Below are 26,070 nucleotides of genomic sequence, written 5' to 3'. Positions count from 1 at the left end.
TGACATTTATTTTACTCTCGTTCACTCTTTGTTTACTCTCGCTTAAGTTAAATTTACTCTTGAAACGGGAAAAATATCCATATATCACGCTGTGTAGCTGTCTTGCTCATCGGCACAGGCAGCACACATTAATTTTTAAATATATAAAACACAACTAGATCTACCAATCTAAGGAGGAATTATGGTGTCAAAACGTGCGTTAATTAGTCTTTCAGATAAATCAGGAATTCTCGAGTTTGCAAAAGAGCTGGAACTACTTGGCTATGAAATTTTATCAACTGGTGGAACAAAAGCATTTTTAGAACAAAATGGAGTGGCGATTACATCAGTAGACCAAGTAACAAACTTTCCAGAAATTTTGGATGGTCGAGTAAAAACATTAAATCCAATGATACATGGGGCTTTATTGGCAAAGCATGACGATCCTTCTCATCAAGCACAACTAGAAGAGCATCAAATAACTCCTATACAGGTAGTCTGTGTAAATTTATATCCTTTCCGAGAAACAATTTCTAAGCAAGATGTAACGTTTGAGGATGCTATTGAAAATATTGATATCGGTGGTCCATCTATGCTACGTTCTGCTGCGAAAAATCATCAATACGTAACAGTTGTAACAGATGCATCTGACTATGATGAAGTACTTGCTCAGTTAAAAGAGACTGGTGAGACGACACTTGAAACACGACGAAAACTTGCTGCAAAAGTATTCCGTCATACAGCTGCATACGATGCGTTAATCGCAGGGTATATGACTGATTTAGCTGGGGAAGAGTTCCCGGAATTATTAACACTTACATATGAACGTAAGCAATCTTTACGTTATGGTGAAAATCCACATCAACAAGCAGCTTTTTACAAACGACCACTTGGATCTGATTTCTCGATTGCCTCTGCCACTCAATTACATGGTAAAGAGCTATCCTATAATAATATCCAAGATGCCAATGCTGCTATTCAAATCGTAAAAGAATTCAACCTTCCAGCTGCAGTAGCTGTAAAACATATGAATCCATGTGGTGTTGGAACCGGCGAAACAATTTCGGATGCTTTCAACAAAGCGTATGAAGCAGATCCGACGTCTATTTTCGGTGGAATTGTAGCTTTAAATCGTGAAGTAGATGCAAAAACTGCAAAAGTATTAGCAGGTATTTTCTTAGAAATCATCATAGCTCCTTCATTCTCTGAAGAGGCAATTGCAATGCTAACAGCGAAGAAAAACATTCGCCTTCTAACTATTTCTTATGAGCAAACGAAAAAGGATGCTTGGAACACAGTATCTGTAGAAGGTGGATTACTCGTTCAATCCCCTGATGCATTCGGATTAAAAGATGCAGAGGTGAAAGTCGTTACTGACCGAGAGCCAACTGCTGAAGAATGGAAAGCATTAGAGCTTGGCTGGAGCGTAGTTAAACACGTAAAATCAAATGCAATTGTAGTAGCGACTGAGGATATGACGATCGGTGTTGGAGCAGGACAGATGAACCGCGTAGGCTCTGCTAAAATTGCTTTAGAGCAAGCTGGAGAGCGTGCACAAGGAGCAGGTCTTGCTTCAGATGCATTCTTCCCAATGAATGATACGGTGGAAGTGGCAGCAAAAGCAGGAATTACAGCTATTATTCAAACAGGTGGATCAGTGAAAGACCAGGATTCTATCGACAAAGCAAATGAGTATGGTATTGCAATGGTATTCACTGGCGTACGTCATTTCAAACATTAAGGAGGAAATTTCTAGATGAATATTCTCGTAATTGGTAGTGGCGGCCGTGAGCATGCAATCGCCAAGCAATTCATAGATTCACCTACAGTTGAAAATGTATTTGTAGCTCCGGGTAATGACGGAATGTCAGGAGGAATTAAGGTTGTTTCTATTAATGTAATGGCTTTTGAAGAGCTTGCAGCATTCGCAAAGAGTAACAAAATAGACCTAACATTTGTTGGACCTGAGCAACCTCTCGCAGCTGGCATTGTGGACTATTTTGAAGCAGAAGGATTACGTATATTTGGACCAACAAAAGCTGCTGCTCAGATTGAAGGTAGTAAGGCATTTGCTAAAGAAATTATGGAAAAATATAATATTCCAACTGCCACTTATGCAACGTTTACAGAAGTAGAAAAAGCAAAGGCGTATATTGAAAAGCTAGGAGCTCCAATCGTAGTGAAAGCAGATGGGCTTGCAGCAGGTAAAGGTGTCGTAGTTGCCATGACTGAGGAAGAAGCAAACCAAGCGGTGGAAGACATGATTGGCAATCAACTATACGGTGAATCGTCGTCTCGCGTAGTCATTGAGGAGTATTTAGACGGGGAAGAATTCTCCTTTATGTCATTTGTACATAAAGGTCAAATTTACCCAATGGTAATTGCGCAGGATCACAAGCGTGCCTATGATGGTGATAAAGGACCGAACACTGGCGGTATGGGTGCCTATTCACCTGTACCACAAATCTCCTCGGATATTGTAGATTTAGCATATGAAACAGTGGTTGTTCCAACAGTACAAGCAATGACAGCAGAAGGAATCCCCTTTACTGGTATACTTTACGCAGGACTTATTTTAACAAATGAAGGACCAAAAGTAATCGAATTCAACGCGCGGTTTGGAGACCCAGAAACGCAAGTAGTACTGCCACGAATGACGAGTGATTTTGGAAAGTTCATGACAGCATTAATGGACGAAAAGCCATTTGAATTGTCCTGGTCTGAACAAGCCATGCTTGGTGTGGTAATCGCTTCGGAGGGTTACCCTGTCGATGTAAAAAAAGGTGCAAAGCTGCCAGAACTAAGTTCATTAACTGATGCTGGCTTACACGTTTTTCATGCTGGTACAAAAGTGGAAGGCGAAGATTTTATCGCAAATGGTGGTCGCGTCATACTAGTGGCGGCGAGCGAGTCTTCGTTAAAGGAAGCACAACAAAAAGTATATGCAGGTCTATCTAAGCTAAAATGGGATGGTCTATTCTTCCGCAAGGATATCGGCTGGAGGACATTTCTAAACTAAAAACGTGAATTCGGTGACTTCATTTCACGTTTTTCTCTTTATTTTGGGAATATAGAACCTTTATATTCTGGGTGTTTTACGTTGCGGCAATGGCTCCTGGGGAAAAAAAACGAGCGAGATACTACGGCTCGAGCCAGGGGGCAACCGGAAATCGTTCGCCGTAACGGAAAACTACTCTAGTGGAAACCCTAATAGAAAGCCCCAAAAACTTTACTAATCGTAAAATTTTCGGGGCTTATTATTTTGGTAGAAAGTTTTGTTACCGCCTCTTTTTGGGTTGTTAGACTTCAAGTTTTATTCTGTAAAATTTCTATGAAATTACAATTCAACACTTTGCTTTACTAAAGCACTATGCTAATATTATTTTTATGAGTAAACAAAAAGAAAGGAGAATGGATGGAATGCAATATCCCATTTGGAAAATTGAAGAAATAAGGCATCAGATTGATGTAGTCAACGGAACACAGTCTCCGGACATTGTCATTACAAATGCAACATTTCTGCATAGTCATTTAAAAAAATGGATCACAGGTAACATCTGGATTGTAAAAGATCGTATTGTTTATACGGGTTCTGAGATGCCATTAATTTCAGACCAGACAGAGGTATATGATGCGACGGGACAAAAAATTGTACCTGGCTATATAGAGCCTCATGTACATCCATTCCAACTTTATAATCCACAAACATTCGCAGATTATGCTGCTCAAATAGGAACGACTACATTTATCGCAGATAACTTAACATTATTTTTGATGCTTGAAAATAAGAAAGCGTTTTCATTGATGGATGAACTAAATAAAATGCCATTTTCTTTCTATTGGTGGGCACGTTTTGATTCTCAAACGGAGCTAGAAAATGAAGAAGAATTATTTACCTCTAAAACGATTGGAGAATGGATCAATCGCCCTGATGTTATTATGGGTGGAGAGCTAACTGGTTGGCCGCGTTTGCTATCTGGTGATGATCAAATGCTTTACTGGATGCAGCAAGCCAAGACAAACGGCATGAAAATTGAAGGGCATTTTCCTGGAGCTTCTGAGCGGACGCTTGCAAGGATGAGATTATTAGGAGCGGATGGAGATCATGAGGCGATGACTATTGAAGAAGTAGAACGCCGTATTCTTCATGGGTATGCGGTAACACTACGCCATTCGTCCATTCGTCCAGACTTACCCCAACTATTAAAGGATATTTTAGAAAAGGATCTTCATATTTTTGATCATTTAATGATGACAACAGATGGAGCTACACCTTCTTTCCATGTGGATGGGGTCATGGATAAATGTATTCAAGTTGCGTTAGATACAGGTGTAAAACCGATTGATGCCTATTTGATGGCATCCTTTAATGTAGCGAAATATTATAACTTGTCTAATTTACATGGTGTGATTGCAACTGGTCGTTATGCAAATCTCAATTTCTTAAAAGATGAGCAAAGTCCTGTTCCAGTAAGTGTGTTATCTAAAGGAGTTTGGTTGAAAAAAGAGCAGCAAAAGACGACTGCATTGGAGCCAATTGATTGGTCATCTATGCCAGACTTAAACCTGTCATTCGAAGTATCGGATGCAGATTTTCAGTTCTCGATACCTTTTGGAATAGAAATGGTAAATGATGTTATAACAAAACCATATTCCATCAGCCTTGATACAACAGACAACGAGCTATCTAAAAATCATGACGAAAGCTTTCTATTGCTAATAGATCGAAACGGAAAATGGAAGGTGTCCACACTTATTAAAGGGTTCGCAAACTCTCTAATGGGCTTCGCTTCCTCATATTCCAATACGGGAGATATTATACTTATAGGGAAGAACAAAAAAAGCATGCAGCAAGCCTTCCAGGAAGTCAAAAAAATGAATGGTGGCATTGTCATTGTAGAGGACGAACAAATCATCTGTTCTATAGAACTCCCAATTGGTGGAGTACTTTCTGATAAGCCTGTAGAACAATTAATAGAAGAGGAGCTAGTATTAAAAAGAGAACTAGCTAATAGAGGATTTAAACATGGGGATGCAATATACACATTATTATTCCTTCAGGCTACTCACTTACCATATGTGAGGATTACACAAAGAGGGATTTTTGATGTGATGAAAAAACAGGTACTATTTCCAGCATTAATGCGGTAGGGGGACGTAAGTTGTGTTCAAACGTTGGGGGATATTATTGGTCGCAAGTATACTGCTTGTAGCTTGCACCAAAAAAGAAGAAGGGCAGGAAGTAAATCCTGTAGAAGAAATAATAGATGAAATTGTGGAAGAAGTAGAAGTACCAGTAGAAGGAGCAGTACTACCTTATACGTCACCATTCACTGGAGTTGCTTCAGAAAAAGAATTGACACAAAGACCCGTACTCGTTACCATAAACAATCATCCGCTTGCTCGTCCACAGTCGGGAATCGCAAATGCGGATGTAATTTATGAAATGCTAGCAGAAGGCAGTGTGACAAGATTTTTAGCATTGTACCAAAGTGAGATTCCAGAAAAAGTTGGACCTGTTCGAAGTGCTAGAGACTACTTTGTAAATATCGCTAAAGGATTGGATGCATTTTATATAGCGCATGGGTATAGTCCTGATGCTCAAAAGATGTTGAATGCGGGTGTAGTGGATCACATAAATGGAATGCAATACGACGGCATATTATTTGAGCGATCGAGAGAGCGAAAAGCTCCACATAATTCGTATATTACGGAAGAAAATATTATAGCAGGTGCAGAAAAAGTAGGAGCTTCGATGGAAATTAGCAAATTACCAAGGTTTTCTTTTTTTGAATCCGTTGAAGGGGTAAAAATCGGTAACCCAGTATCTAATTTTTCAGTCCATTACGGTTCAGGCTCTGCATTTGAAAATGAGTATACGTACATTCCTGATGAAGGTACTTATGAAAGAGAGACTGCTGGAGTTTTAACAGTTGATAAAGAAACAGACAAAGCGATTAAAATTGCAAATATAATATGTATGGAAATGCCACATAAAGTGATTGATAGCTCTGGTAGACTTCAGTTATCGTTAGATGGTGGTGGAAGAGCGTATATTTTCCAAGCTGGTATTATGAAGGAAATCGAGTGGGAAAATATCGATGGAATGCTTATGCCGATGGAAAATGGAGTTCCTGCCAAATTAGTACCCGGTCAGACATGGATCAGTTTTATACCAACCAATCCAGGGTTAGAGAAAATGATAACGTACTTGCCTTAACAATCCAAATCAAAATATAAAGGAGATAACCCAATGCAAATAGAAAAAATAAAAGGTAATCAAACGGAACAGCTGTTTAAAGCAGTATTAGAACTTAAGGATATGGAAGAATGCTATCGATTTTTTGATGATCTATGTACGATAAGTGAGATTCAATCCTTGGCACAGCGTTTCGAAGTAGCTCATTTATTGCGCTTGAAAAAGACTTATGAATCTATCAAAAAAGAAACTGGGGCAAGTACAGCAACAATTTCACGTGTAAGACGTGCATACGACTACGGAAATGGTACTTACGATGAAATGCTAGGACGTTTATATCCAGAAGAAAATCCAGTACCAACGATAAAAGAGTAGGAAGAAAAATATAAGTATTGAAAATATGTAGGAACATGTACTGAACAGCAATGTCTGTTCAGTTTTTTTGTTATAATAGGGGAATGTTAACTAATTAGATGTAGGTGAAAAAATGGAATATAAAGATTGGCGACATATATTTAAGTTAGACCCAGCAAAAAACATTGAAGCAGACGCTCTTGAACAGATTTGCGAATCTGGTACAGATGCAATTATTATTGGCGGATCAGATAACGTGACGCTTGATAATGTGATAGATTTGCTTATGCGAATTAGAAGATATGCAGTTCCAGTGGCGTTAGAAGTATCTACGATTGAATCTATCACGCCTGGATTTGATTATTATTTTATACCGAGTGTGTTAAATAGCTCTGAAACAAAGTGGGTTAAGGATTTACATCATGCGGCTACAAAGGAATACGGAGAAGTGATGAATTGGGAGGAGATTATCCCAGAAGGTTATTGTATTTTAAATCCTGATTGTAAAGCAGCGAAACTGACGAATGCAGTACAGCCTAGCAGTGAAGAAGATATTATTGCCTATGCAGAAATGGTGGAACATTTATTTAAATTTCCTATTTTCTACATGGAATATAGCGGAATGTATGGCAATGTTCAGACGCTGCAAAAAGTAAAGAACCGTTTAAAAAACACAAAGCTATATTATGGTGGAGGTATTCAAACGGAGGAGCAAGCAAGACAGATGGCTACCTATGCGGATACAATCATTGTGGGTGATCATGTATATGACAACTTGGCAGAAGCGTTAAAGACAGTTCAAGCTGTAAAGAACATTGAGTAAACAATAGAATTACGATATGATAGAACAAATGTTCTAGGAAGGGAAGTGCACTATGGAAATCATCGCGAAAAACTTATTGAATGGTATGAATAAAGAACAAGAAGAAGCCGTGAAGACAACAGAAGGTCCACTTCTAATAATGGCGGGTGCAGGTTCAGGGAAAACACGAGTATTAACGCATCGAATTGCCTATTTAATCGTGGAAAAGGAAGTCTATCCATCGAAAATTTTAGCCATCACTTTTACCAATAAAGCAGCAAGAGAGATGAGAGAGCGTATAGATGGCTTGTTAGGACCAGGAACGGGAGAAAGAATGTGGGTCTCTACATTTCACTCGATGTGCGTACGTATTTTAAGAAGAGATATTGATCGAATTGGTTACACCAAAAACTTTTCGATCCTTGATACAAGTGACCAATTGACGGTTATTAAAAATGTATTAAAAGAACAGAACATTGATTCAAAACAATATGACCCGCGCTCTATGCTTAATGCGATTAGTAGTGCCAAAAATATTTGTATTGATTCGGATATGTATCGTGCTCAGATGAATGAGATGAATCCCTTTGAGAAGACAGTTGCCAATGTTTATCAAAGCTATCAAAAAAAATTGAGAAAGAACCAATCCCTCGATTTTGATGATTTAATCATGCTGACATTGACATTGTTCAAGCGAGTTCCTGATGTACTTGAATTTTACCAAAATAAATTCCAGTATATCCATGTAGATGAATATCAGGATACGAACAAAGCACAGTATGAATTAGTACAGATGCTTGCTAAAAAGTTCAAAAATATCTGTGTTGTTGGGGATTCCGATCAATCAATTTATCGCTGGCGTGGAGCAGATATTCAGAATATCCTGTCGTTTGAAAAGGATTACCCGAATGCAAAAGCAATTATGTTAGAGCAAAACTATCGTTCCTCTCAACGAATCTTACAGGCGGCAAATGACGTCATTGGTAATAATACGAGCAGATATCCGAAGGTTTTACGAACGGAGAATCTAGAAGGTGAAAAAGTTGAATTATTCCGTGCGATGAATGAGCATCAGGAAGCGCAATACGTCGTTCAAAAAATCCAAGAGTTAATGGAATTAGAACATCGTACATTAAATGATTTTGCTATTTTGTATCGAACAAATGCCCAGTCTCGTGTAATGGAGGAAGTACTCGTTAAATCGAATATGGCCTATACAATCGTTGGCGGCACAAAGTTCTACGACCGCAAAGAGATTAAAGACCTGCTTGCTTACCTTCGTTTAATCGCCAATAACGATGATGACTTATCACTAGCTCGAATTATTAATGAACCTAAACGAAATATTGGAGCAACGTCATTTGAACGTATGGCCCTTTATGCCATAGATCAGGACCGCTCTATTTTAGATGCATTAAAAGAAGTCGACTTTATGGGGATACCAGCACGTGCTGTAAACTCTGTTATTCAATTCCAAGGGTTAATCCAAAACTTGACCCAAATGCAGGAGTTTTTGTCTGTTACCGAAATTGTCGAGCAAGTACTTGATAAAACTGGCTACCGAACAATGTTAAAAAATGAAAAGACAATTGAAGCGGAAAGTCGTTTAGAAAATATTGAAGAGTTTTTATCTGTAACGAAAGCCTTTGAGGAAAAAAGTGATGACAAGTCGTTAGTTGCATTTTTGACAGACTTAGCTCTTATTTCTGATATAGATAAATTGGATGAAGATGAAGATGCATCTAAAGGGAATATTATATTAATGACGATGCATGCGGCAAAAGGCTTGGAATTCCCGGTTGTATTTATCATTGGAATGGAAGAAAATATCTTCCCGCATTCACGTTCCCTTGGTGATGATGATGAAATGGAAGAGGAACGTCGCCTTGCTTACGTGGGAATCACACGAGCAGAAGAAAGACTTGTAATAACGTGCGCGCAGTCTCGAACAATCTTTGGACGCGGTAGCTTTAATAGCCCATCTCGTTTTATCAATGAAATTTCGGATGATATTATAGAGGTCGTTGGTTGGACTAAAGACATCGGCAAAAATCCAGAAAGACATGCAAAGGCTACGGGTAACACTCGTAGATCAGTTGTTACGCGTCCGCTATACAACGAGTCTGGTGGAGAAAAAATGGGCTGGCAGGTTGGAGACAAAGCCACTCATAAAAAATGGGGTGAAGGTATGGTTGTCAGTGTTCGTGGCGAAGGTGAGAATACCGAGCTAGATATTGCATTTCCAAGTCCTACAGGTATTAAGCGCCTGCTCGCTAAATTTGCCCCAATCGAAAAAGTTTAACCACAACAGGAGGAATCTTGGATGGATCAGTTAGAACAACGAGTACAGGAACTGCACAAGCTGTTAAATGATTATGGACATGCCTATTATGTATTAGATGATCCGATTGTTCCTGATGCCGTGTACGATCAATATTTACATGAACTAATAGCTTTGGAGGAACAAAATCCAGATTTAATATTACCGGATTCCCCTACTCACCGCGTTGGTTCCATCGTAAGTGAAGGGTTTAAAAAAGTAACGCATGCAAATCCAATGCTTAGTCTATCTAATGCTTTCAATGAAGAGGATTTACGTGATTTTGATAAACGTATTCAAGGCATTATTGATGAATCACCAACGTATATATGTGAATTGAAAATTGATGGTCTTGCAATCTCTCTGTTATATGAGGATGGACTTCTAGTAAGAGGGGCTACCCGTGGGGATGGTACGACAGGTGAGGATATTACAAGTAATATTAAAACCATTCGCGCCATTCCAATGCGCTTGAAAGAAAATGTAACCTTAGAAGCAAGAGGAGAAGCATATATGCCTAAGTCCTCCTTTGCAAAGTTAAACGAAGAACGTACAGCACAAGCGGAAGTGTTATTTGCCAATCCTCGTAATGCAGCGGCAGGCTCTTTACGCCAGCTCGACCCTAAAATAACCGCTAGCAGAAATCTATCGATGTTCGTTTACGGCATGGGTGGCGACGGTGAGGACCAAAATATTGACAATCATTTAGATGCACTAGGATTTATGAAGAAACAAGGATTACCGACCAATAAAGAAACAAGAAAATGTACTTCTATCGAAGAAGTACTTAGCTTTATAGAAGAATGGACGGAAAAAAGGCATGATATTCCATATGAAATTGATGGAATTGTTATCAAAGTAAATGATTATGCACAACAAGAAGAGCTAGGATTTACCGCAAAGAGTCCAAGATTTGCGATAGCGTATAAATTTCCTGCAGAAGAAGTAGTCACAAAAATTATCGATATCGACTTAACAGTTGGTCGCACGGGTGTTGTCACTCCAACTGCTATTTTAGAGCCTGCACAAGTAGCAGGATCTACTGTACAGCGGGCCACACTTCATAACGAAGATTTAATCCGTGAAAAGGATATTCGTATAGGTGATCATGTCATTATCCGAAAAGCAGGAGATATTATTCCAGAAGTAGTTTCTGTCATTACAGAAGAAAGAAAAGGCACAGAATTACCGTACAAAATGCCAACTAATTGCCCAGTTTGTGAAAGTGAATTAGTTAAAATCGAAGAGGAAGTAGCACTTCGTTGTGTTAATCCACAATGTCCAGCACAAATTCAAGAAGGTATTTACCACTTTGCTTCTCGCAATGCGATGAATATTGATGGTCTTGGTGAAAAAGTGGTAGAACAGTTATTTAGAGAACAACTCATCAAAGATATTTCGGATTTATATACACTGACAGTGGATGATTTAGTAAAGCTTGAGCGTATGGGCTTAAAATCTGCTACTAATTTAGTCGAAGCAATTGAAACATCTAAAGCAAATTCAATGGAGCGAGTATTGTTTGGACTTGGTATTCGTCATATTGGAGAAAAAGCGGCAAAAATACTATCGGAGAATTTTCATAGCTTTGAAGCGTTGATGAAAGCAACTAGAGAAGAGCTTGTCACTATTTTTGAGATAGGGGACAAAATGGCTGATTCATTAGTGACCTATTTTGAGCAGGAAGAGGTCCAACAATTGATCAATCGGCTAAAAGACGCTGGATTGACGCTACAGTATACTGGCCGAATTATTGATGCAGAGGCAATAGAAAATAGTCCATTTGCCGGGAAAATAGTTGTATTAACAGGAAAGCTTTTACAGCTAACTCGGACAGAAGCAAAAGATAAGATTGAGTCTTTAGGTGGTAAAGTTGCTGGGAGTGTCAGTAAGAAAACTGATTTAGTCATTGCCGGAGAAGAAGCAGGATCAAAACTAGAAAAAGCAACAAGTCTTGGTATCGAGGTTTGGGATGAACAAAAATTATTAGACTCCATTGTGGAGTAAGGGAGTGGCGAACATGGCCAAAAAACATATAGGCATGTTGACGCTGGCTTTATTACTAACGGTCTCTGGCTGTACACCTTCTTTGGGTGATAAAACAGAGGTTATACAAAACACTGAAGAAGAAGAGACCAAAACAGTAATAATTCCGAGTTTGCAGCTAGACGAAACATATTATCGAACATTATTACCTTATGAGGCAAGCGCGAGCAGAGGGTTAGTTTTATCGAATTTATCTACTAAATACGATATGAAGGAAGTGGAAAACGGACTTCTTCGAATATCTCAAAATGAGTTCTCGCCGGATAAGTATTTATTCCAAGAAGGGCAGTACTTAGATACGAGCACGTTAAAGGATTGGCTAGCAAGAAGCAATCAAGAAGAAGGTGGGTTAAATCCGAGTGATGAAGGTTTAACTGGAGAAGAAAAGGCGAAAAAAGCACCCGTCTATATATCGCATATTGTGGAACAAAACTATTTGGAAAAAGTAGATAATGCAGTAAGACTATCAGGAATTTCAATAGGACTGGCTCTAAATTCCACGTATTATTACACGAAGGAGCAATATGGTGCTACTTTCGAAGAGAAGCTAACGCAGGCTCAAATTGAAGAGAACGGGAAACGAATTGCAGAAGAGGTAGTTACCCGTCTACGTCAAATGGATGGGCTTGCCGAGGTTCCGATCGTAGTTGGTTTGTTCAAGCAAAATAGCCGCAATGCTGTTGTGCCAGGAACTTATTTTACGTATAGTACAGCACCAGCAGGGAAAAATGTATCTGATTGGAAAGCTATTGACGAGGAGTATGTTCTATTTCCTACAGCAGACTCTCAAGAAAAATATCGTGATTTAGATACAATTTTCCGTAACTTCAAGCAAGATGTAGAAACGTATTTTACCAATTATACAAGTATTATTGGGACAGGCTATTTCAAGGACAAGCAGCTCCAAAAATGGACAATTACTATTCCTATTCAGTTTTATGGAACTGCAGAGGTGATTGGATTTACGCAGCATCTCGCTGGCTTGATAAAAACTCATTTTAATTCTTCGATGAATATCGAGGTTCAAGTCAATTCGTTAGATGGCGCAGAGGCATTGCTTGTGAAGAAACCTGGCGAAGAAGAGGCATATGTGCATATATACACTCAATAAGCGATTGCTACACTCTGTTCAAGCAGAGTGAAAAATGATATGATATTTTTTATGGTTACCTGAATTCGGAGGTGTGATAAATGGCAGAATTAACAAAAGAAGAAGTAAAGCATGTTGCCCATCTTGCAAGACTTGCAATTACCGAGGAAGAAGCAGAAAGGTTTGCGCTTCAACTAGGAGCAATTACGGAATTTGCTGAGCAATTAAAAGAATTAGACACGACAAATGTTGAACCTACTACTCATGTTTTACCGCTAGTAAACGTACTTAGAGAAGACGTAGCTACTAAAGGCTTAGATCGTGAAACAATGATGTTAAATGTAAAAGAACAAGAAGCAGGACAAGTAAAAGTACCATCAATCATGGACTAATAGCTGTAAGGAGGGAAAATCATGACGTTATTTAATCGTTCAGCGAAAGAATTACAAGCGCTTGTACATAGTAAAGAAGTTTCTTTAGTGGATTTAACAAACGAAGCTTTTGACCGTGTAGAAAAACTTGATGGCGAGGTAGAAGCCTTCTTAGCTCTGAATAAAGAAAAAGCACTAGAAAAAGCGACAGAATTAGAAAAAATCCCTTTTGAAGAGCGTGGACCATTATTTGGTTTACCTATCGGAGTGAAGGATAATATCGTAACAGAAGGATTAGAAACTACTTGTGCAAGTAAAATATTACAAGGATTCAATCCAATTTATGATGCAACTGTAGTTAAAAAGCTACGTGAAGCTGGAATGGTTACAATTGGTAAATTGAATATGGATGAATTTGCGATGGGATCTTCTAACGAAAACTCAGCATATAAAACTACTAAAAATCCATGGTCATTAGACCGAGTTCCTGGTGGATCTTCAGGTGCATCTGCAGCAGCAGTAGCAGCCGGGGAAGTACCATTTTCATTAGGTTCAGATACAGGTGGATCTATACGTCAACCAGCTTCTTACTGTGGTGTTGTTGGCATGAAACCGACCTACGGACGTGTTTCTCGTTTTGGATTAGTAGCGTTTGCATCTTCATTGGATCAAATTGGTCCAATTACTCGCAACGTAGAAGATAATGCACTACTTTTAGAAGCAATTTCTGGAGTAGATGCAAATGACTCTACTTCGGCAGATGTTGATGTTCCAAACTTTGCAGCTGCTCTTACAGGAGATATAAAAGGTCTTCGTATTGCCGTGCCTAAAGAATATTTAGGAGAAGGTGTAAGTGAAGCAGTGCGTCAGTCTGTAATGGATGCGTTGAAAGTATTAGAAGCACAAGGAGCTACTTGGGAAGAGGTTTCATTGCCACATTCTAAATACGCTTTAGCTACATATTATATTCTTTCGTCTTCAGAGGCTTCTTCCAACCTTTCTCGTTTTGATGGAATTCGTTATGGTTTCCGTGCTGAAAACGTAGAAAACTTATTGGACCTTTATAAAGAAACTCGTGCACAAGGATTTGGTGACGAAGTTAAACGTCGTATTATGCTTGGTACTTATTCGTTAAGTGCAGGAACATATGATGCTTACTATAAAAAAGCACAACAAGTTCGTACGCTTATTAAACAAGACTTCGATAAAGTGTTAGCGGACTATGATGTAATTATCGGTCCAACTGCACCAACTCCAGCATTCAAAATTGGAGAAAATGTAGAAGATCCATTGACGATGTATGCAAATGATATTTTAACTATTCCAATAAACCTTGCAGGTGTTCCAGCAATTTCTATCCCTTGTGGATTTGAAGATGGATTACCACTTGGATTACAAATTATCGGGAATTATTTTGATGAGTCTACGATTTATCGTGTAGCACATGTTTACGAACAGTCTACTGATTTCCATAAACAAACTCCTCAAATTTGGGAGGGAAAATAATATGAACTTTGAAACAGTTATTGGATTAGAAGTACACGTAGAGTTAAAAACTAACTCGAAAATCTTCTCACCAGCACCCAATCATTTCGGGGCTGAGCCAAACACAAACACAACAGTAATAGACCTAGGATACCCTGGTGTGCTACCTGTATTGAATAAGAACGTAGTAGATTTCGCAATGCGTGCGGCACTTGCATTAAATATGGAAATCGAACAAAATACAAAATTTGACCGTAAAAACTATTTCTATCCTGATAATCCGAAAGCATATCAAATTTCACAATTTGATAAACCAATCGGTAAAAATGGTTGGGTTGAAATTGAAGTTAACGGAGAGAAAAAACGTATCGGAATTACCCGTCTTCATATGGAAGAGGATGCTGGGAAACTTTCTCATGCTGATGGATATTCATTAGTTGACTTTAACCGTCAAGGAACTCCACTAGTAGAAATCGTTTCAGAGCCAGATATTCGTACACCTGAGGAAGCTTACGCTTACTTAGAAAAAGTAAAATCTATTATCCAATATACAGACGTTTCAGACTGTAAAATGGAAGAAGGATCATTACGCTGTGATGCGAATATTTCTATCCGCCCTTATGGACAAGAAGAGTTCGGTACTAAAACAGAGTTGAAAAACTTAAACTCGTTCAACTTTGTACGGAGAGGACTAGAACACGAAGAAGTTCGTCAAGCAGAAGTATTATCTGCTGGTGGAATCATTGAACAAGAAACTCGTCGCTATGATGAAAAAACTGGTAAAACGATACTTATGCGTGTGAAAGAAGGTACGGATGACTATCGTTATTTCCCAGAGCCAGATTTAGTTGACCTAGTAATTGACGATGCATGGTTAGAACGTGTACGCTCAGAAATTCCAGAGCTTCCAGATGATCGCAAACAACGCTATATCGAAGAGTTAGGATTATCTCCATACGATGCACATGTTTTAACATTATCTAAGGATATGGCTAATTTCTTCGAAGCAACCATTGCAGATGGTGCAGATGTAAAACTTTCTGCCAATTGGTTAATGGGTGAGGTTTCTGCTTATCTAAATGCAGACCAAAAAGAGTTGAAGGATACAGGGTTAACTCCAGCAAATCTTTCTGGAATGATTAAACTAATCTCTGATGGCACCATTTCATCAAAAATTGCGAAAAAAGTTTTCAAAGAGCTAGCTGACAACGGTGGAGACGCTGCAGAAGTCGTAAAAGCTAAAGGCTTAGTGCAAATTTCGGACGAAGGCGCTCTACGCGAAATTGTTACAGCAACACTTGATGCAAACCCACAATCTATCGAAGATTTCAAAAACGGAAAAGACCGCGCAATCGGCTTCTTAGTTGGACAAATCATGAAAGCAACAAAAGGCCAAGCAAATCCGCCTCTTGTGAACAAAATCTTAAACGAAGAAATTACAAAACGCTAATTCTCAAGGATGCCCCAAATATGGGCATCCTTTTTGTATGGGATTGTTGCTTTCCCATATAGGAGTGGAGCACTTAGCTTAGCAGGTGATTGCTCTCGTATATAGAGAGAACTTAATACAAATAGTATTTATAGTTTACGGATGATATGATGAAATAATATATAACTAGTACAAATGGGGTGAAGTAACTTGGAGTTATGTTTTATTGGTGGTGGGCATGTCTTAAAAGGTGAGTTGGATGAAGTATTTGAGGAATTATCGAAAAGGATTAAACCTAATTCGAAAATTTTAGTAGTTCCTTTCGCAACGGAAGTTTCTAAATACGATAGCTGGATGGGAAGTCTAGAACAGGCCTTCTCTAACATGATAAATGTGAAGCTAGATATATTACATGAGGACTTTCCCACAAGTGAAATGGTCACGATGATTAATGATAGTGATGTTCTTTATTTAATAGGTGGGAGACCGGAAAAGTTACTCAAGATAATCCAAGAAAAAGAACTTGCAGCGAGTATTAGAAATTATCCTGGTTTAATAATTGGATATAGTGCAGGGGCTTTGGCATTTTGCGAGGACTGTATTTTAACAAAAGACGATGACTATCCAGAGTCCATAGTGATAAAAGGATTAGGTTTAGTTGACTTTAGTGTGGAGGTACATTATACGGAAGCAAACGATGATGAGCTATTTGCGCTTTCCACTGAACGTACTATTTATGCTCTCCCTGATGGATGCGCTATTTTCTACAAAGATGGTAGAATACATAAAAAAGTGAATGATGTAATTTCATTTCTAGAGAATAAAAAAACAATAGAATAAAAAAAGGCTATAGAGCTTGTTTGAATAAGAAATGAAAACACAGTATACTTAGAAAAAAAGGGGGCTACTCACTTGTCTACAGAACAACAATATTTTGAAAAAGCAAAACCACTTACTCAATATATGGACGATATGACTACAAAAAAAGAAGAATCCTTCAGCATTTACAACAAATTTGATGTGCCAGCTGATGATGAATTCATCCAAATATTAAAGGAAAAAGCACCACATATACTAGTTATTACAGAAGACTGGTGTGGAGATGCAATGATGAACAATGCCGTTTTACGTAAAATTGCAGAGGCGGCAAATGTAGAGATTCGTGCTGTTTATCGCGACGAGAATTTGGATTTAATGGATCAGTATTTAACAAATGGCGGGCGTTCAATTCCCGTATATTTATTGTTAAATAAAGACGGTGAAGTAATTTCTAAATGGGGTCCACGCGCAGAACAAGTTCAACAGTTCGTTATGGAAGGTAGAGCAAAATTCCCGGCAAAAGAGGATCCTTCATTTGAAGAAGTGCAAAAAGAATTTTATGCACAAATGTCCAACGAGTTTGTTAACAATCAGGAATTTCACTTAGCTGTATATGAAGCAATTCGCAATACTTGGTTACCAGAATTACAAAAATAATGTGAGTTAAACTAATCCTTAAAGGAGTCGGCTTGAGTCGACTCTTTTAATAGTGGGATGAAACTTTTTGTGAAGAAATATAGTCAATATAACTAGAAAGTACTGTGAAGCAGAAAGGAAATAAGTATGAAACGTGCAAGAATTATCTATAATCCAACTTCTGGAAGAGAACTATTTAAAAAGAATTTGCCAGAAGTGCTAGAAACTCTTGAAATCGCTGGATATGAGACATCGTGTCATGCGACTACTGGTGAAGGTGACGCCCAAACGGCGGCGAAGAAAGCGGTAGAAAATGGCTTTGATATCATCATTGCATCTGGCGGAGATGGCACGCTGAATGAAGTTGTTGCAGGGGTAAGTGCATTCGAGAAGCGTCCTAAAATTGGTCTAATTCCAATGGGAACGACGAATGATTTCGCGCGAGCAGTTCATATTCCAAGAGACATAAAAAAAGCTGTGGAGATTATTGTTAAAGGGGATTCAATTCCAGTCGATGTCGGCATGGTCAATGATCGTTATTTTATCAATATTGCAGGTGGTGGTCGAATTACGGAACTAACCTATGACGTTCCGAGTAAGCTTAAAACAATGCTCGGGCAACTTGCTTATTATTTAAAAGGCATTGAGATGCTACCATCGATTAAATCGACAAAAGTCAGAATTGAATATGATGGGGAAGTATTTGAAGACGAAGCGATGATGTTCTTAGTTGGTTTAACGAATTCCGTTGGTGGATTTGAAAAGCTTGCCCCAAGCTCGAGTATTAACGATGGCTTGTTTTCTTTATTAATTTTGAAAAAGTTGAACATAGCGGAGTTTATTCGTGTGGCATCTTTAGCTTTACGTGGTGAGCATTTGACTGATCCACATGTTATTTTTAAAAAAGCAAAACATATTAAAGTAACGTCTGAGGATAAGGTTCTTCTTAATTTAGATGGTGAATACGGTGGGGATATCCCAGCAACATTCCAAAACTTATACAGACATATAGAGGTTTTCGTACCAATCGAAGAAATTCGAGAAGAGGATAGACCGTAAGCAAGTGCTCAGCATTTTATATGTTGAGCTTTTTTTATTTCTTTGGAAACTCCTTTTGAAGAAAGTTCAACATTTTGAATTTTGGGTAGTATGTTAATAAAGGAGTGAAGCGCATGTATAAGAAACAGGAAAAGTATTTAATGTGGCTAGCTTTTGTTGTGGCAGGAATCATGATGCTATCAATAGTGGGGAGAATATTTGGGAATTAGGATGGGGGAAGAATGATGAATGAAGAATCCGTATTTTTTAGCCGTATGCTGACCGAATTGACCTTATCGTTTCATATTATTTACGCAACAATTGGTGTTGGAGTTCCTTTAATGATAATGATTGCCCAGTGGGTAGGTATTAAAAAGAATGATGAGCATTACATATTATTAGCGCGTAGGTGGGCAAGAGGATTCGTAATTACGGTAGCGGTAGGGGTAGTGACAGGTACTGCAATTGGTATGCAGCTTTCCTTACTATGGCCGAACTTTATGGAGCTTGCTGGGAATATTATTGCACTTCCGCTATTTTTGGAGACATTTGCTTTCTTTTTTGAAGCAATATTCCTTGGTATTTACTTGTATACATGGGATCGATTTGAGAATCAAAAAAAGCATCTACTGTTACTAATTCCCGTGGCCGTTGGAGCATCTTTTTCTGCCGTTTTTATCACAATCGTAAATGCGTTTATGAATGCACCCCAGGGGTTTGATGTAGTAAACGGGGAGTTAGTAAATATTAGTCCCCTCCTAGCGATGTTCAATCCTGCCATGCCAACGAAGGTAGCGCATGTAGTGGTAACTGCATACATGACTTCAGCATTTGTGCTAGCGGCAATTGCAGCTTTCCGTTTATTGAAAGGTTCTAATCATATATATCATAAAAAAGCATTATTCTTAACGATGAAGGTGGGGTTAGTATTTTCAATCGCTACGGCCATTATAGGAGATTTCTCTGGAAAATATTTAGCTGAATATCAGCCAGAAAAGCTAGCAGCTGCAGAATGGCATTTTGAGACAGAAGGTAGTGCTCCGCTGGTTATGTACGGAGTATTAGACGATGGCGAAGTGAAGTATGCATTTAAAATACCATTTGCACTAAGTATCTTAGCTCATTCTAACCCAACCGCAGAAGTAATTGGTTTAGATCAGTTCCCGGAGGATGAAACACCACCTTTATATATTCACTATTTATTCGATATTATGGTGACGATTGGTATGTCGATGGTGGTGCTTTCTGGACTATACTGGCTCGGTACAAAGCTAAAATGGGCATTTGTCAACTCCAGATGGTATCGATGGCTCATTGTATTAGGTGGACCTGCATCTGTTCTAGCGATAGAAGCTGGCTGGTGGCTGGCAGAGGTGGGTAGACAGCCCTGGATATTAAGAGGACTCATGCGAGTAGAGGATGCTGCTACAACTAGTGGACATGTAGATAAGATGCTTATTTTATTTGCAGGTCTTTACCTCATTTTAGGTGTTGGAAGCGTAGTAGTGCTTACTCGTATGTTTAGAAAAAATCCAGTAGAGCGTGAAATAGAAGATCGAAATGTGGAAAAAGGCGGTGATATTTTATGACATTAGAAATTATCGGGATTTTTGTATTGTGGACGTTTCTATTTGGTTATTTGATAGTGGCATCTATTGACTTTGGAGCAGGGTTTTTTAACGCTTATAGTTTGCTTACTGGAAGACAACGAATATTAACAAATATTATACAACGATATTTATCACCAGTCTGGGAGGTTACGAATGTATTTCTCGTATTTTTCTTTGTTGGTATTGTAGGTTTTTTTCCAAAAACAGCGTTTTATTTTGGAACGATTTTACTAGTGCCCGCAAGTATTGCTATAATATTGCTCGCTATTCGGGGATCTTACTACGCTTTTGAAACATATGGCTTTAAAGGTCATAAAGGATATGCATTTATGTACGGGATGGCAGGTTTTTTCACTCCAGCTGCACTGTCGATCGTACTAACTATTTCAGAGGGCGGCTTCGTTCATATGGTCAATGGCTTACCTTCATTAGACTATGGAGCATTATTTACAAGTCCTCTCACCTGGTCAATTGTAGTGCTAAGCCTTTCCTCGGTGCTCTATATTTCAGCAGTATTTTTAACCTGGTATGCAAACAAAGCAGGAGATTTAGGCGCAACAAGGCTGATGAGAAGGTATGCGCTCATTTGGGCACTCCCAACCATTATTACAGCCGGTGGAATTATGGTAGAGTTACGTTCTCATAATCCGGAGCATTATGAAAGCATGCTCAATATTTGGTGGGCATTTGCATTGTCGTTATTGCTCTTTATCGGTTCGGTATGGTTACTATGGGCGAAACATAGTTACGGATTGGCATTTGGTTTATTGGTAGGTCAATTTCTAATAGCATTTTTTGCCTACGGGTTTTCGCATCTTCCATACTTACTCTATCCTTACTTAACGATTTATGACAGCTTTACAAATGAAGCAATGGCTATCGCTCTCATAATCGCTTTCATAGCTGGTCTTGCTCTGTTAATCCCATCTCTGTATTTATTACTAAGATTATTTTTGTTCAATAAAGACTATGTACGTGGAAAAAAAGAAGATAACCATGCATAAGGAGGAGCTAAAATGACAGAGTTTATGATATTTTATGCACCATTCATCGTATTAATCGGCTCCATTATCGTAGCCTTTTGGGCTGCTTCTAAAGACGGAGCAGTGAAGGAGCAATAAATCCAAGTGACCTCGATCGTGCAGATTGAGGTCATTTTAAGATAGACCTCTAAAAATTAAAAAATAGCCCATAAATCAAAAAGTCTCCCCTATAAACTACAATATGACCCTTAAATATAGCCCATAAAATCTTAATCTGCTACACTTATAAGAACAGGAAAGGGGCGATTTAGATGAGATATGATGTCTTACTATTTGACTTAGATGATACTTTGCTCGATTTTGGAATGACTGAACATAATGCATTCCGCCTTTTATTTGAAGAGTATGGATTGCCGAATGGTTTAAATGATTATCTAGGTAGCTATAAAGCCATTAGTAAGATTTTGTGGGATGACCTAGAGACTGGACGCACAACCTTATCAGAATTGAAAGTCGAGCGTTTTAAACGATTATTTTTAGAACATTCCTTGGACATTGACCCAGTAATATTCGGCCAGAAGTACATAGAAAATTTAGGGAAAGAAGTTCATATGATTGAAGGCGTGGAGGAAATGTTTGAAAGCTTAAAAGATTTCCGAATTGCACTCCTTACAAATGGATTTAAAGATGCGCAACATGCTAGAGTAAATGGATCTGCATTAAAAAATCTTTTTGAAATCATTATTACTTCAGAAGAAACAGGTTTTCAAAAACCGCAGAAAGAAATTTTTGCATACGCCTTAGAAAAACTTCAAATTTCTGATCCAGCTCGTGTATTAATGATTGGTGACTCACTTACATCAGATATCCAAGGTGGCAATAATTTCGGAATTGATACTTGCTGGTTTAATCCAACAAGAAAGCCAAACGAAACAGATATCCAGCCTACATTTGAAATTCATACATGGAATAAGTTAGCGGAAATTGTTAACACACAATTAGCGGAAGTAAAATAATTAACCATGACCTCTAAATGAGGTTCTTTTTTTTGTTTAATAGTTCCGTTCAAATGTACTACAATGCACAAGCAGTTGAAACGACGAGAGTTTGTTCAATTGAAGGCTACAAGTTGAAAGAACTAATGACAACGTAATCCGACAATTATTTTTCTTATATTGGAGAAATAACAAATAGACTGGATAAGGCAGAAAACCTTATTGAAAATATTAATCTACATTCCGTTGAGCATAGATTAGCTCCAGCTTTATTTGAAATGGCAGATGATACAAACGTGGTTTTATTGAAAACAACAAAGGCAGTGCTTGCTTCTCAGTTAGGGATGTCTCAATAAACATTAAGCAGAAAGCTAACGGTATACCAGGAAAAAGGCTATATTGAGCTAGAAGGCCAACGCAAAATAACCCTTTTGAACATCCAAGCTCTTAAAAATAGTTGATAATGCGTATGGGTCAGCAGACTTGTACGCATTCTTTTTGGTATAATGAAGCAATCACAACTAGAACGGAGATTAACATTGAATACACCAGTACAAAAAAATGATCAGTTAACAGTCCATATTGAAGATTTAACACATGACGGAGCAGGAGTCGCAAAGGTCGACGGCTACCCATTATTTATCGCAGGTGGATTACCGAACGAAACTGTAGAAGTCCATGTGCTAAAAACATTAAAAAACTATGGCTTTGCCAAGTTAAAAAATATCGTAGAACCTTCGCCATTTCGTGTAGAAGCACCATGTCCAGTTTTCTACGAATGTGGAGGCTGTCAGCTTCAGCATATGACATACGAAGGGCAGCTTGCATGGAAAGAAAGTATGGTTCGTAATGTCATGAAACGCATAGGAAAAATAGATGCGCCTGTACTTCCGGTAAAAGGCATGAACAAACCATGGGAATACCGCAACAAATCTCAAATTCCATTCGATTTAGAAAATGGTCAAGTAATTGCAGGATTCTATCAAGCTAAATCTCATCGAATTGCAGACACTAATACATGTTTAATTCAAACAGATGAAGCAGATCGCTTACTAAGAGCAGTAAAAGAAAATGCCTTGAAGCTAGATTTAATCCCATACAAGGAAGAAACAAAAAAAGGACAGCTACGCCATTTAGTCGTTCGTAAAGGTCGAGCAACTGGAGAAGTGATGGTTGTACTCGTAACGAAGCACGCTAAATTATCGAAGCAGGAAGAGATTATTGAGTTCATTAGAGAAGTGGAACCGAATGTAAAATCAATTGTTCATAATGTGAATAACCGAAACACAAACGTGATCTTTGGAAATGAAACAAACGTGATCTGGGGCAAATCAGTTATTGAAGACTTAATCGGAGATGTTCGCTTTGAAATTTCAGCTCGCTCCTTCTATCAAGTAAATCCTGAACAAACGGAGGTTCTATACAAACAAGCACTGGATTATACACAACTAACAGGTGAAGAAACAGTAATCGATGCCTACTGCGGTATTGGTACGATTTCCTTATTCTTAGCTCAAAAAGCTAAACAAGTACTCGGAGTGGAAATCGTTCCGCAGGCAATTGAAGATGCGAAACGAAACGCCGAGTTAAACGGATTCACAAACACTTACTTCGAAGCAGGACCTGCAGAGGAAGTTATTCCTAAATGGTACAAAGAAGGTAAGGAAGCAGATGTCTTAGTAGTTGATCCACCAAGAAAAGGCTGCGATGAGGCGTTACTTGCGACTATCATTGAACAGCGTCCAAAGCGTGTAGTGTATGTATCTTGTAACCCTGCAACGCTTGCTCGTGATTTAAGAATTTTGGAAGATGGCGGTTATAAAACAAAAGAGATTCAACCCGTTGACATGTTCCCACAGACAACTCATTGCGAAGCTGTCGCTTGGTTGGAGTTAGTATAATGAAAGAAGAACGAATTTCCGTTGTATGGAATTCGTTCTTTTTTCTTGTTGTTGTAAAAAAGATTAAATAATTTTTAAAGGTAAGTCCTTGAATACACCCTTTGACTATTAATCAAAGGGTATAAGAAAACTTCCGATTGCACTATCTGTCCCCATCCTCACACTTTATTAATGAATGTCTTGAACTACTTTTTCTAGGAATTCACCCATCCCCTTAACGGCTGCCTCTGAAAAATCAAAAATGACCCCAGCTTCTTTATAAATTGCTGCGATGGATTGATTGTTATCCGCACTTGCACCTTTTTTAAAGGATTCGATAGCTTTCTCTGGGTTGTTTCGATAATTCTCCAGTATTTGTAGAGCACCAAGCATCGACATGGAGTATTCAATAGTATAGAAAGGAACTTGGAAATAATGAAGGGTTCCTGCCCAACTCATCCCAATTTCCTCCTCATACCCAGAAGTATCGACTGGGTTTAAACCAAAACGTTTTGAGATTTCAAAGTATTTTTCATCACGCTCTTTGGCAGTGTGCTTAGGATTCGTATACATCCAATGCTGGAAGAGGTCCCCTGACAATGGACCGAATAACATTGTGAATGCCCTTCTAAGCTCTTCCCGCTGTGCGCTTTTAAATTCTTCTTCTTCTGGATAAAATTGATCCAGCTTATCCAATAAGAGCAATTCCATCCCATGAGAGTACAGTTCAGCAACTTCACTTCGGTCTTGGTGTTCCTCCAAAGGACCGTGCTCCGAAAACACAAGGTACGCATTTACCGCATGACCCATTTCATGAATTAATGCGATAAGAGAGAAAAAGGATGGACTAAGGTTCGCAAAAACAAAAGTATCTTCGGAAACTGGTAAGATGGTACAGAAACCACCTGGGCTTTTCCCTTTCCGATCTCCAAGATCTAGTAACTTATGCTCTCTCATGTAATCAAAACGGTCTGCAAAATATGGGTCGGTCTTCCCTAACATCTCAGAAACGCCATCCATAAGAGTAGACACCTCGGTGTATGGTGGGTTTTTCAAAAGTTTAGCGGTGTTATCCCAAGGGCGATAAGTATCGACACCAAGCTTGGACTTAAAAACCTCTGCGAGTCGGTTCCAAGCTGGAATAATATGTTTCTCTACATTTTCATGAAAGTCATAACAATCTTGGATGCTATAATCACGATTTTTGACCACAAACATATAATCACGATAATTTTCAAAACCAGCATTTAAAGCAATTTGATGGCGTAGTTGAATGAGCTCATCCATAATGGCATCCATATCGGGCTTAATTTGACGATAGGCTGATATCATTGCGTGATAAGCTTTTTCTCGCACGGCTCTGTCTAGGTTATCGAGTTGGGATTCGATAAATGGAAAAGGCTTTTCCTCCCCCTCCCATTCAACTGTTAGTCCACCCATAATTTCACTATACTTAGTACAGAGTTCTTGTTCTTTTACAAGCAATGGAATGTTTTCTTCTCGAAACAGTTTAATTTTGGACTCACGAACGCGTCGCATTAAGCCGTAACGGTTTTCATCTAATTGATTTACATAAGGAGACTTACAACATTTCTCATTCAGTTTTGCTTCATATTTCATTAAAAGTGGTTGAACGACTTGTTGATCGTGTAGATAAGTTGACTTGATAACCGCATCCTCTGTGTTTCGGTAGAAGTCGACTTGGTGACCTGTCATCGCCTCCATAATTTTATTGATTAAATCTTTTTCATCCCTTAGCCACTTTTCTAGGTCAGAAATGGATTTAATCGGAACCTCAAGTAAACCTTGAAAATGAGCTTCGACACCTTCTACATCTTGCAAATCAATTAATTCTTTATAATAATCCTGACTTATATTTTGTGACATGTATAATTCTCCTTCTATAATATAATTATTTTGATTATTAAAATAATTATATTATAGATTGCTAGTTAATAACCCTGTTTTTAATAATAATTCACAAAGTATGCCTTAAGGGAATGTGTTAGAATTTGCGTTCTTAAAAGTAAAAGT

General features: G+C 38.4%; 21 protein-coding genes. 20 read left to right on the top strand and 1 reads right to left on the bottom strand.

Features of this window, described 5'->3' with window-relative positions; translation table 11 throughout:
- The first annotated feature begins 184 nt into the window (after positions 1–184).
- From purH to rlmD, 20 genes are all read left to right on the top strand, one after another.
- The gene (purH, locus tag ACIQX2_RS18230) at positions 185–1,720 is read left to right on the top strand and encodes a bifunctional phosphoribosylaminoimidazolecarboxamide formyltransferase/IMP cyclohydrolase (protein ID WP_402853746.1); all 1,536 of its coding nucleotides are present in this window, start codon (positions 185–187) and stop codon (positions 1,718–1,720) included.
- A 15-nt stretch (positions 1,721–1,735) separates the two neighbouring features.
- Positions 1,736–2,998 carry a phosphoribosylamine--glycine ligase gene (purD, locus tag ACIQX2_RS18225; RefSeq protein ID WP_402853742.1) on the top strand — a complete coding sequence of 421 codons (1,263 nt, stop codon included), beginning with the start codon at positions 1,736–1,738 and terminating at the stop codon, positions 2,996–2,998.
- 401 nt (positions 2,999–3,399) lie between these two features.
- Entirely contained in the window at positions 3,400–5,130 is a 1,731-nt protein-coding gene (locus ACIQX2_RS18220; RefSeq protein ID WP_402853740.1) for an adenine deaminase C-terminal domain-containing protein, read from the top strand.
- A gap of 13 nt (positions 5,131–5,143) precedes the next feature.
- The gene (locus tag ACIQX2_RS18215) at positions 5,144–6,199 is read left to right on the top strand and encodes a DUF3048 domain-containing protein (RefSeq protein WP_402853737.1); all 1,056 of its coding nucleotides are present in this window, start codon (positions 5,144–5,146) and stop codon (positions 6,197–6,199) included.
- A 33-nt stretch (positions 6,200–6,232) separates the two neighbouring features.
- Complete coding sequence (locus tag ACIQX2_RS18210) at positions 6,233–6,553, top strand: YerC/YecD family TrpR-related protein (protein ID WP_402853734.1); 321 nt, start codon at positions 6,233–6,235, stop codon at positions 6,551–6,553.
- 112 nt (positions 6,554–6,665) lie between these two features.
- On the top strand, positions 6,666–7,355 hold the full coding sequence (gene pcrB / locus ACIQX2_RS18205; protein WP_402853732.1) for a heptaprenylglyceryl phosphate synthase: 690 nt from the start codon (positions 6,666–6,668) through the stop codon (positions 7,353–7,355).
- Positions 7,356–7,407: 52 nt separating this feature from the next.
- Complete coding sequence (gene pcrA, locus ACIQX2_RS18200) at positions 7,408–9,636, top strand: DNA helicase PcrA (protein ID WP_402853729.1); 2,229 nt, start codon at positions 7,408–7,410, stop codon at positions 9,634–9,636.
- A 21-nt stretch (positions 9,637–9,657) separates the two neighbouring features.
- A complete protein-coding gene (gene ligA, locus ACIQX2_RS18195) occupies positions 9,658–11,661 on the top strand; it encodes an NAD-dependent DNA ligase LigA (RefSeq protein ID WP_402853726.1) in 2,004 nt (667 codons plus the stop codon).
- A 13-nt stretch (positions 11,662–11,674) separates the two neighbouring features.
- Positions 11,675–12,811: a CamS family sex pheromone protein gene (locus ACIQX2_RS18190; RefSeq protein WP_402853723.1), complete on the top strand. Its 1,137-nt coding sequence runs from the start codon at positions 11,675–11,677 to the stop codon at positions 12,809–12,811.
- An 80-nt stretch (positions 12,812–12,891) separates the two neighbouring features.
- Entirely contained in the window at positions 12,892–13,182 is a 291-nt protein-coding gene (gatC, locus tag ACIQX2_RS18185) for an Asp-tRNA(Asn)/Glu-tRNA(Gln) amidotransferase subunit GatC (protein ID WP_093063149.1), read from the top strand.
- A 21-nt stretch (positions 13,183–13,203) separates the two neighbouring features.
- Positions 13,204–14,667, top strand: coding sequence for an Asp-tRNA(Asn)/Glu-tRNA(Gln) amidotransferase subunit GatA (gene gatA / locus ACIQX2_RS18180; protein ID WP_402853719.1), 1,464 nt, complete (start codon positions 13,204–13,206; stop codon positions 14,665–14,667).
- A gap of 1 nt (position 14,668) precedes the next feature.
- Positions 14,669–16,096: an Asp-tRNA(Asn)/Glu-tRNA(Gln) amidotransferase subunit GatB gene (gene gatB / locus ACIQX2_RS18175; RefSeq protein WP_402853716.1), complete on the top strand. Its 1,428-nt coding sequence runs from the start codon at positions 14,669–14,671 to the stop codon at positions 16,094–16,096.
- A 189-nt stretch (positions 16,097–16,285) separates the two neighbouring features.
- Positions 16,286–16,915 carry a Type 1 glutamine amidotransferase-like domain-containing protein gene (locus ACIQX2_RS18170; RefSeq protein ID WP_402853713.1) on the top strand — a complete coding sequence of 210 codons (630 nt, stop codon included), beginning with the start codon at positions 16,286–16,288 and terminating at the stop codon, positions 16,913–16,915.
- A gap of 72 nt (positions 16,916–16,987) precedes the next feature.
- Positions 16,988–17,551 carry a thioredoxin family protein gene (locus ACIQX2_RS18165; protein ID WP_402853711.1) on the top strand — a complete coding sequence of 188 codons (564 nt, stop codon included), beginning with the start codon at positions 16,988–16,990 and terminating at the stop codon, positions 17,549–17,551.
- A 126-nt stretch (positions 17,552–17,677) separates the two neighbouring features.
- A complete protein-coding gene (locus ACIQX2_RS18160; RefSeq protein WP_402853709.1) occupies positions 17,678–18,589 on the top strand; it encodes a diacylglycerol kinase in 912 nt (303 codons plus the stop codon).
- 221 nt (positions 18,590–18,810) lie between these two features.
- Complete coding sequence (locus tag ACIQX2_RS18155) at positions 18,811–20,157, top strand: cytochrome ubiquinol oxidase subunit I (RefSeq protein WP_402853707.1); 1,347 nt, start codon at positions 18,811–18,813, stop codon at positions 20,155–20,157.
- Entirely contained in the window at positions 20,154–21,182 is a 1,029-nt protein-coding gene (locus ACIQX2_RS18150) for a cytochrome d ubiquinol oxidase subunit II (protein WP_402853704.1), read from the top strand. Before ACIQX2_RS18155 ends, ACIQX2_RS18150 begins: the two co-directional genes overlap by 4 nt.
- A 12-nt stretch (positions 21,183–21,194) precedes the next feature.
- Entirely contained in the window at positions 21,195–21,299 is a 105-nt protein-coding gene (gene cydS, locus ACIQX2_RS18145; RefSeq protein ID WP_402853701.1) for a cytochrome bd oxidase small subunit CydS family protein, read from the top strand.
- A gap of 173 nt (positions 21,300–21,472) precedes the next feature.
- Positions 21,473–22,177 carry a YjjG family noncanonical pyrimidine nucleotidase gene (locus tag ACIQX2_RS18140; protein ID WP_402853698.1) on the top strand — a complete coding sequence of 235 codons (705 nt, stop codon included), beginning with the start codon at positions 21,473–21,475 and terminating at the stop codon, positions 22,175–22,177.
- A 518-nt stretch (positions 22,178–22,695) separates the two neighbouring features.
- A complete protein-coding gene (gene rlmD, locus ACIQX2_RS18135) occupies positions 22,696–24,057 on the top strand; it encodes a 23S rRNA (uracil(1939)-C(5))-methyltransferase RlmD (protein WP_402853696.1) in 1,362 nt (453 codons plus the stop codon).
- A gap of 168 nt (positions 24,058–24,225) precedes the next feature.
- Here the strand turns inward: rlmD and ACIQX2_RS18130 are convergent, their stop codons facing one another.
- Entirely contained in the window at positions 24,226–25,923 is a 1,698-nt protein-coding gene (locus ACIQX2_RS18130) for a M3 family oligoendopeptidase (RefSeq protein ID WP_402853693.1), read from the bottom strand.
- Between the last annotated feature and the right edge of the window lie 147 nt (positions 25,924–26,070).

The sequence above is a fragment of the Psychrobacillus sp. NPDC096623 genome, from assembly GCF_044762655.1.
Lineage (GTDB): Bacteria > Bacillota > Bacilli > Bacillales_A > Planococcaceae > Psychrobacillus.
This window is presented reverse-complemented; position numbering and strand designations above follow the sequence as displayed.

What these genes read in the sequence shown, in the direction of transcription:
- purD (WP_402853742.1), top strand. Translation starts at nt 1,736, where the DNA reads ATGAATATTCTCGTAATTGGTAGTGGCGGCCGTGAGCATGCAATCGCC.
- ACIQX2_RS18220 (WP_402853740.1), top strand. Translation starts at nt 3,400, where the DNA reads ATGCAATATCCCATTTGGAAAATTGAAGAAATAAGGCATCAGATTGAT.
- ACIQX2_RS18210 (WP_402853734.1), top strand. Translation starts at nt 6,233, where the DNA reads ATGCAAATAGAAAAAATAAAAGGTAATCAAACGGAACAGCTGTTTAAA.
- pcrB (WP_402853732.1), top strand. Translation starts at nt 6,666, where the DNA reads ATGGAATATAAAGATTGGCGACATATATTTAAGTTAGACCCAGCAAAA.
- pcrA (WP_402853729.1), top strand. Translation starts at nt 7,408, where the DNA reads ATGGAAATCATCGCGAAAAACTTATTGAATGGTATGAATAAAGAACAA.
- ligA (WP_402853726.1), top strand. Translation starts at nt 9,658, where the DNA reads ATGGATCAGTTAGAACAACGAGTACAGGAACTGCACAAGCTGTTAAAT.
- ACIQX2_RS18190 (WP_402853723.1), top strand. Translation starts at nt 11,675, where the DNA reads ATGGCCAAAAAACATATAGGCATGTTGACGCTGGCTTTATTACTAACG.
- gatC (WP_093063149.1), top strand. Translation starts at nt 12,892, where the DNA reads ATGGCAGAATTAACAAAAGAAGAAGTAAAGCATGTTGCCCATCTTGCA.
- gatA (WP_402853719.1), top strand. Translation starts at nt 13,204, where the DNA reads ATGACGTTATTTAATCGTTCAGCGAAAGAATTACAAGCGCTTGTACAT.
- gatB (WP_402853716.1), top strand. Translation starts at nt 14,669, where the DNA reads ATGAACTTTGAAACAGTTATTGGATTAGAAGTACACGTAGAGTTAAAA.
- ACIQX2_RS18160 (WP_402853709.1), top strand. Translation starts at nt 17,678, where the DNA reads ATGAAACGTGCAAGAATTATCTATAATCCAACTTCTGGAAGAGAACTA.
- ACIQX2_RS18155 (WP_402853707.1), top strand. Translation starts at nt 18,811, where the DNA reads ATGATGAATGAAGAATCCGTATTTTTTAGCCGTATGCTGACCGAATTG.
- ACIQX2_RS18150 (WP_402853704.1), top strand. Translation starts at nt 20,154, where the DNA reads ATGACATTAGAAATTATCGGGATTTTTGTATTGTGGACGTTTCTATTT.
- cydS (WP_402853701.1), top strand. Translation starts at nt 21,195, where the DNA reads ATGACAGAGTTTATGATATTTTATGCACCATTCATCGTATTAATCGGC.
- ACIQX2_RS18140 (WP_402853698.1), top strand. Translation starts at nt 21,473, where the DNA reads ATGAGATATGATGTCTTACTATTTGACTTAGATGATACTTTGCTCGAT.
- ACIQX2_RS18130 (WP_402853693.1), bottom strand. Translation starts at nt 25,923, where the DNA reads ATGTCACAAAATATAAGTCAGGATTATTATAAAGAATTAATTGATTTG.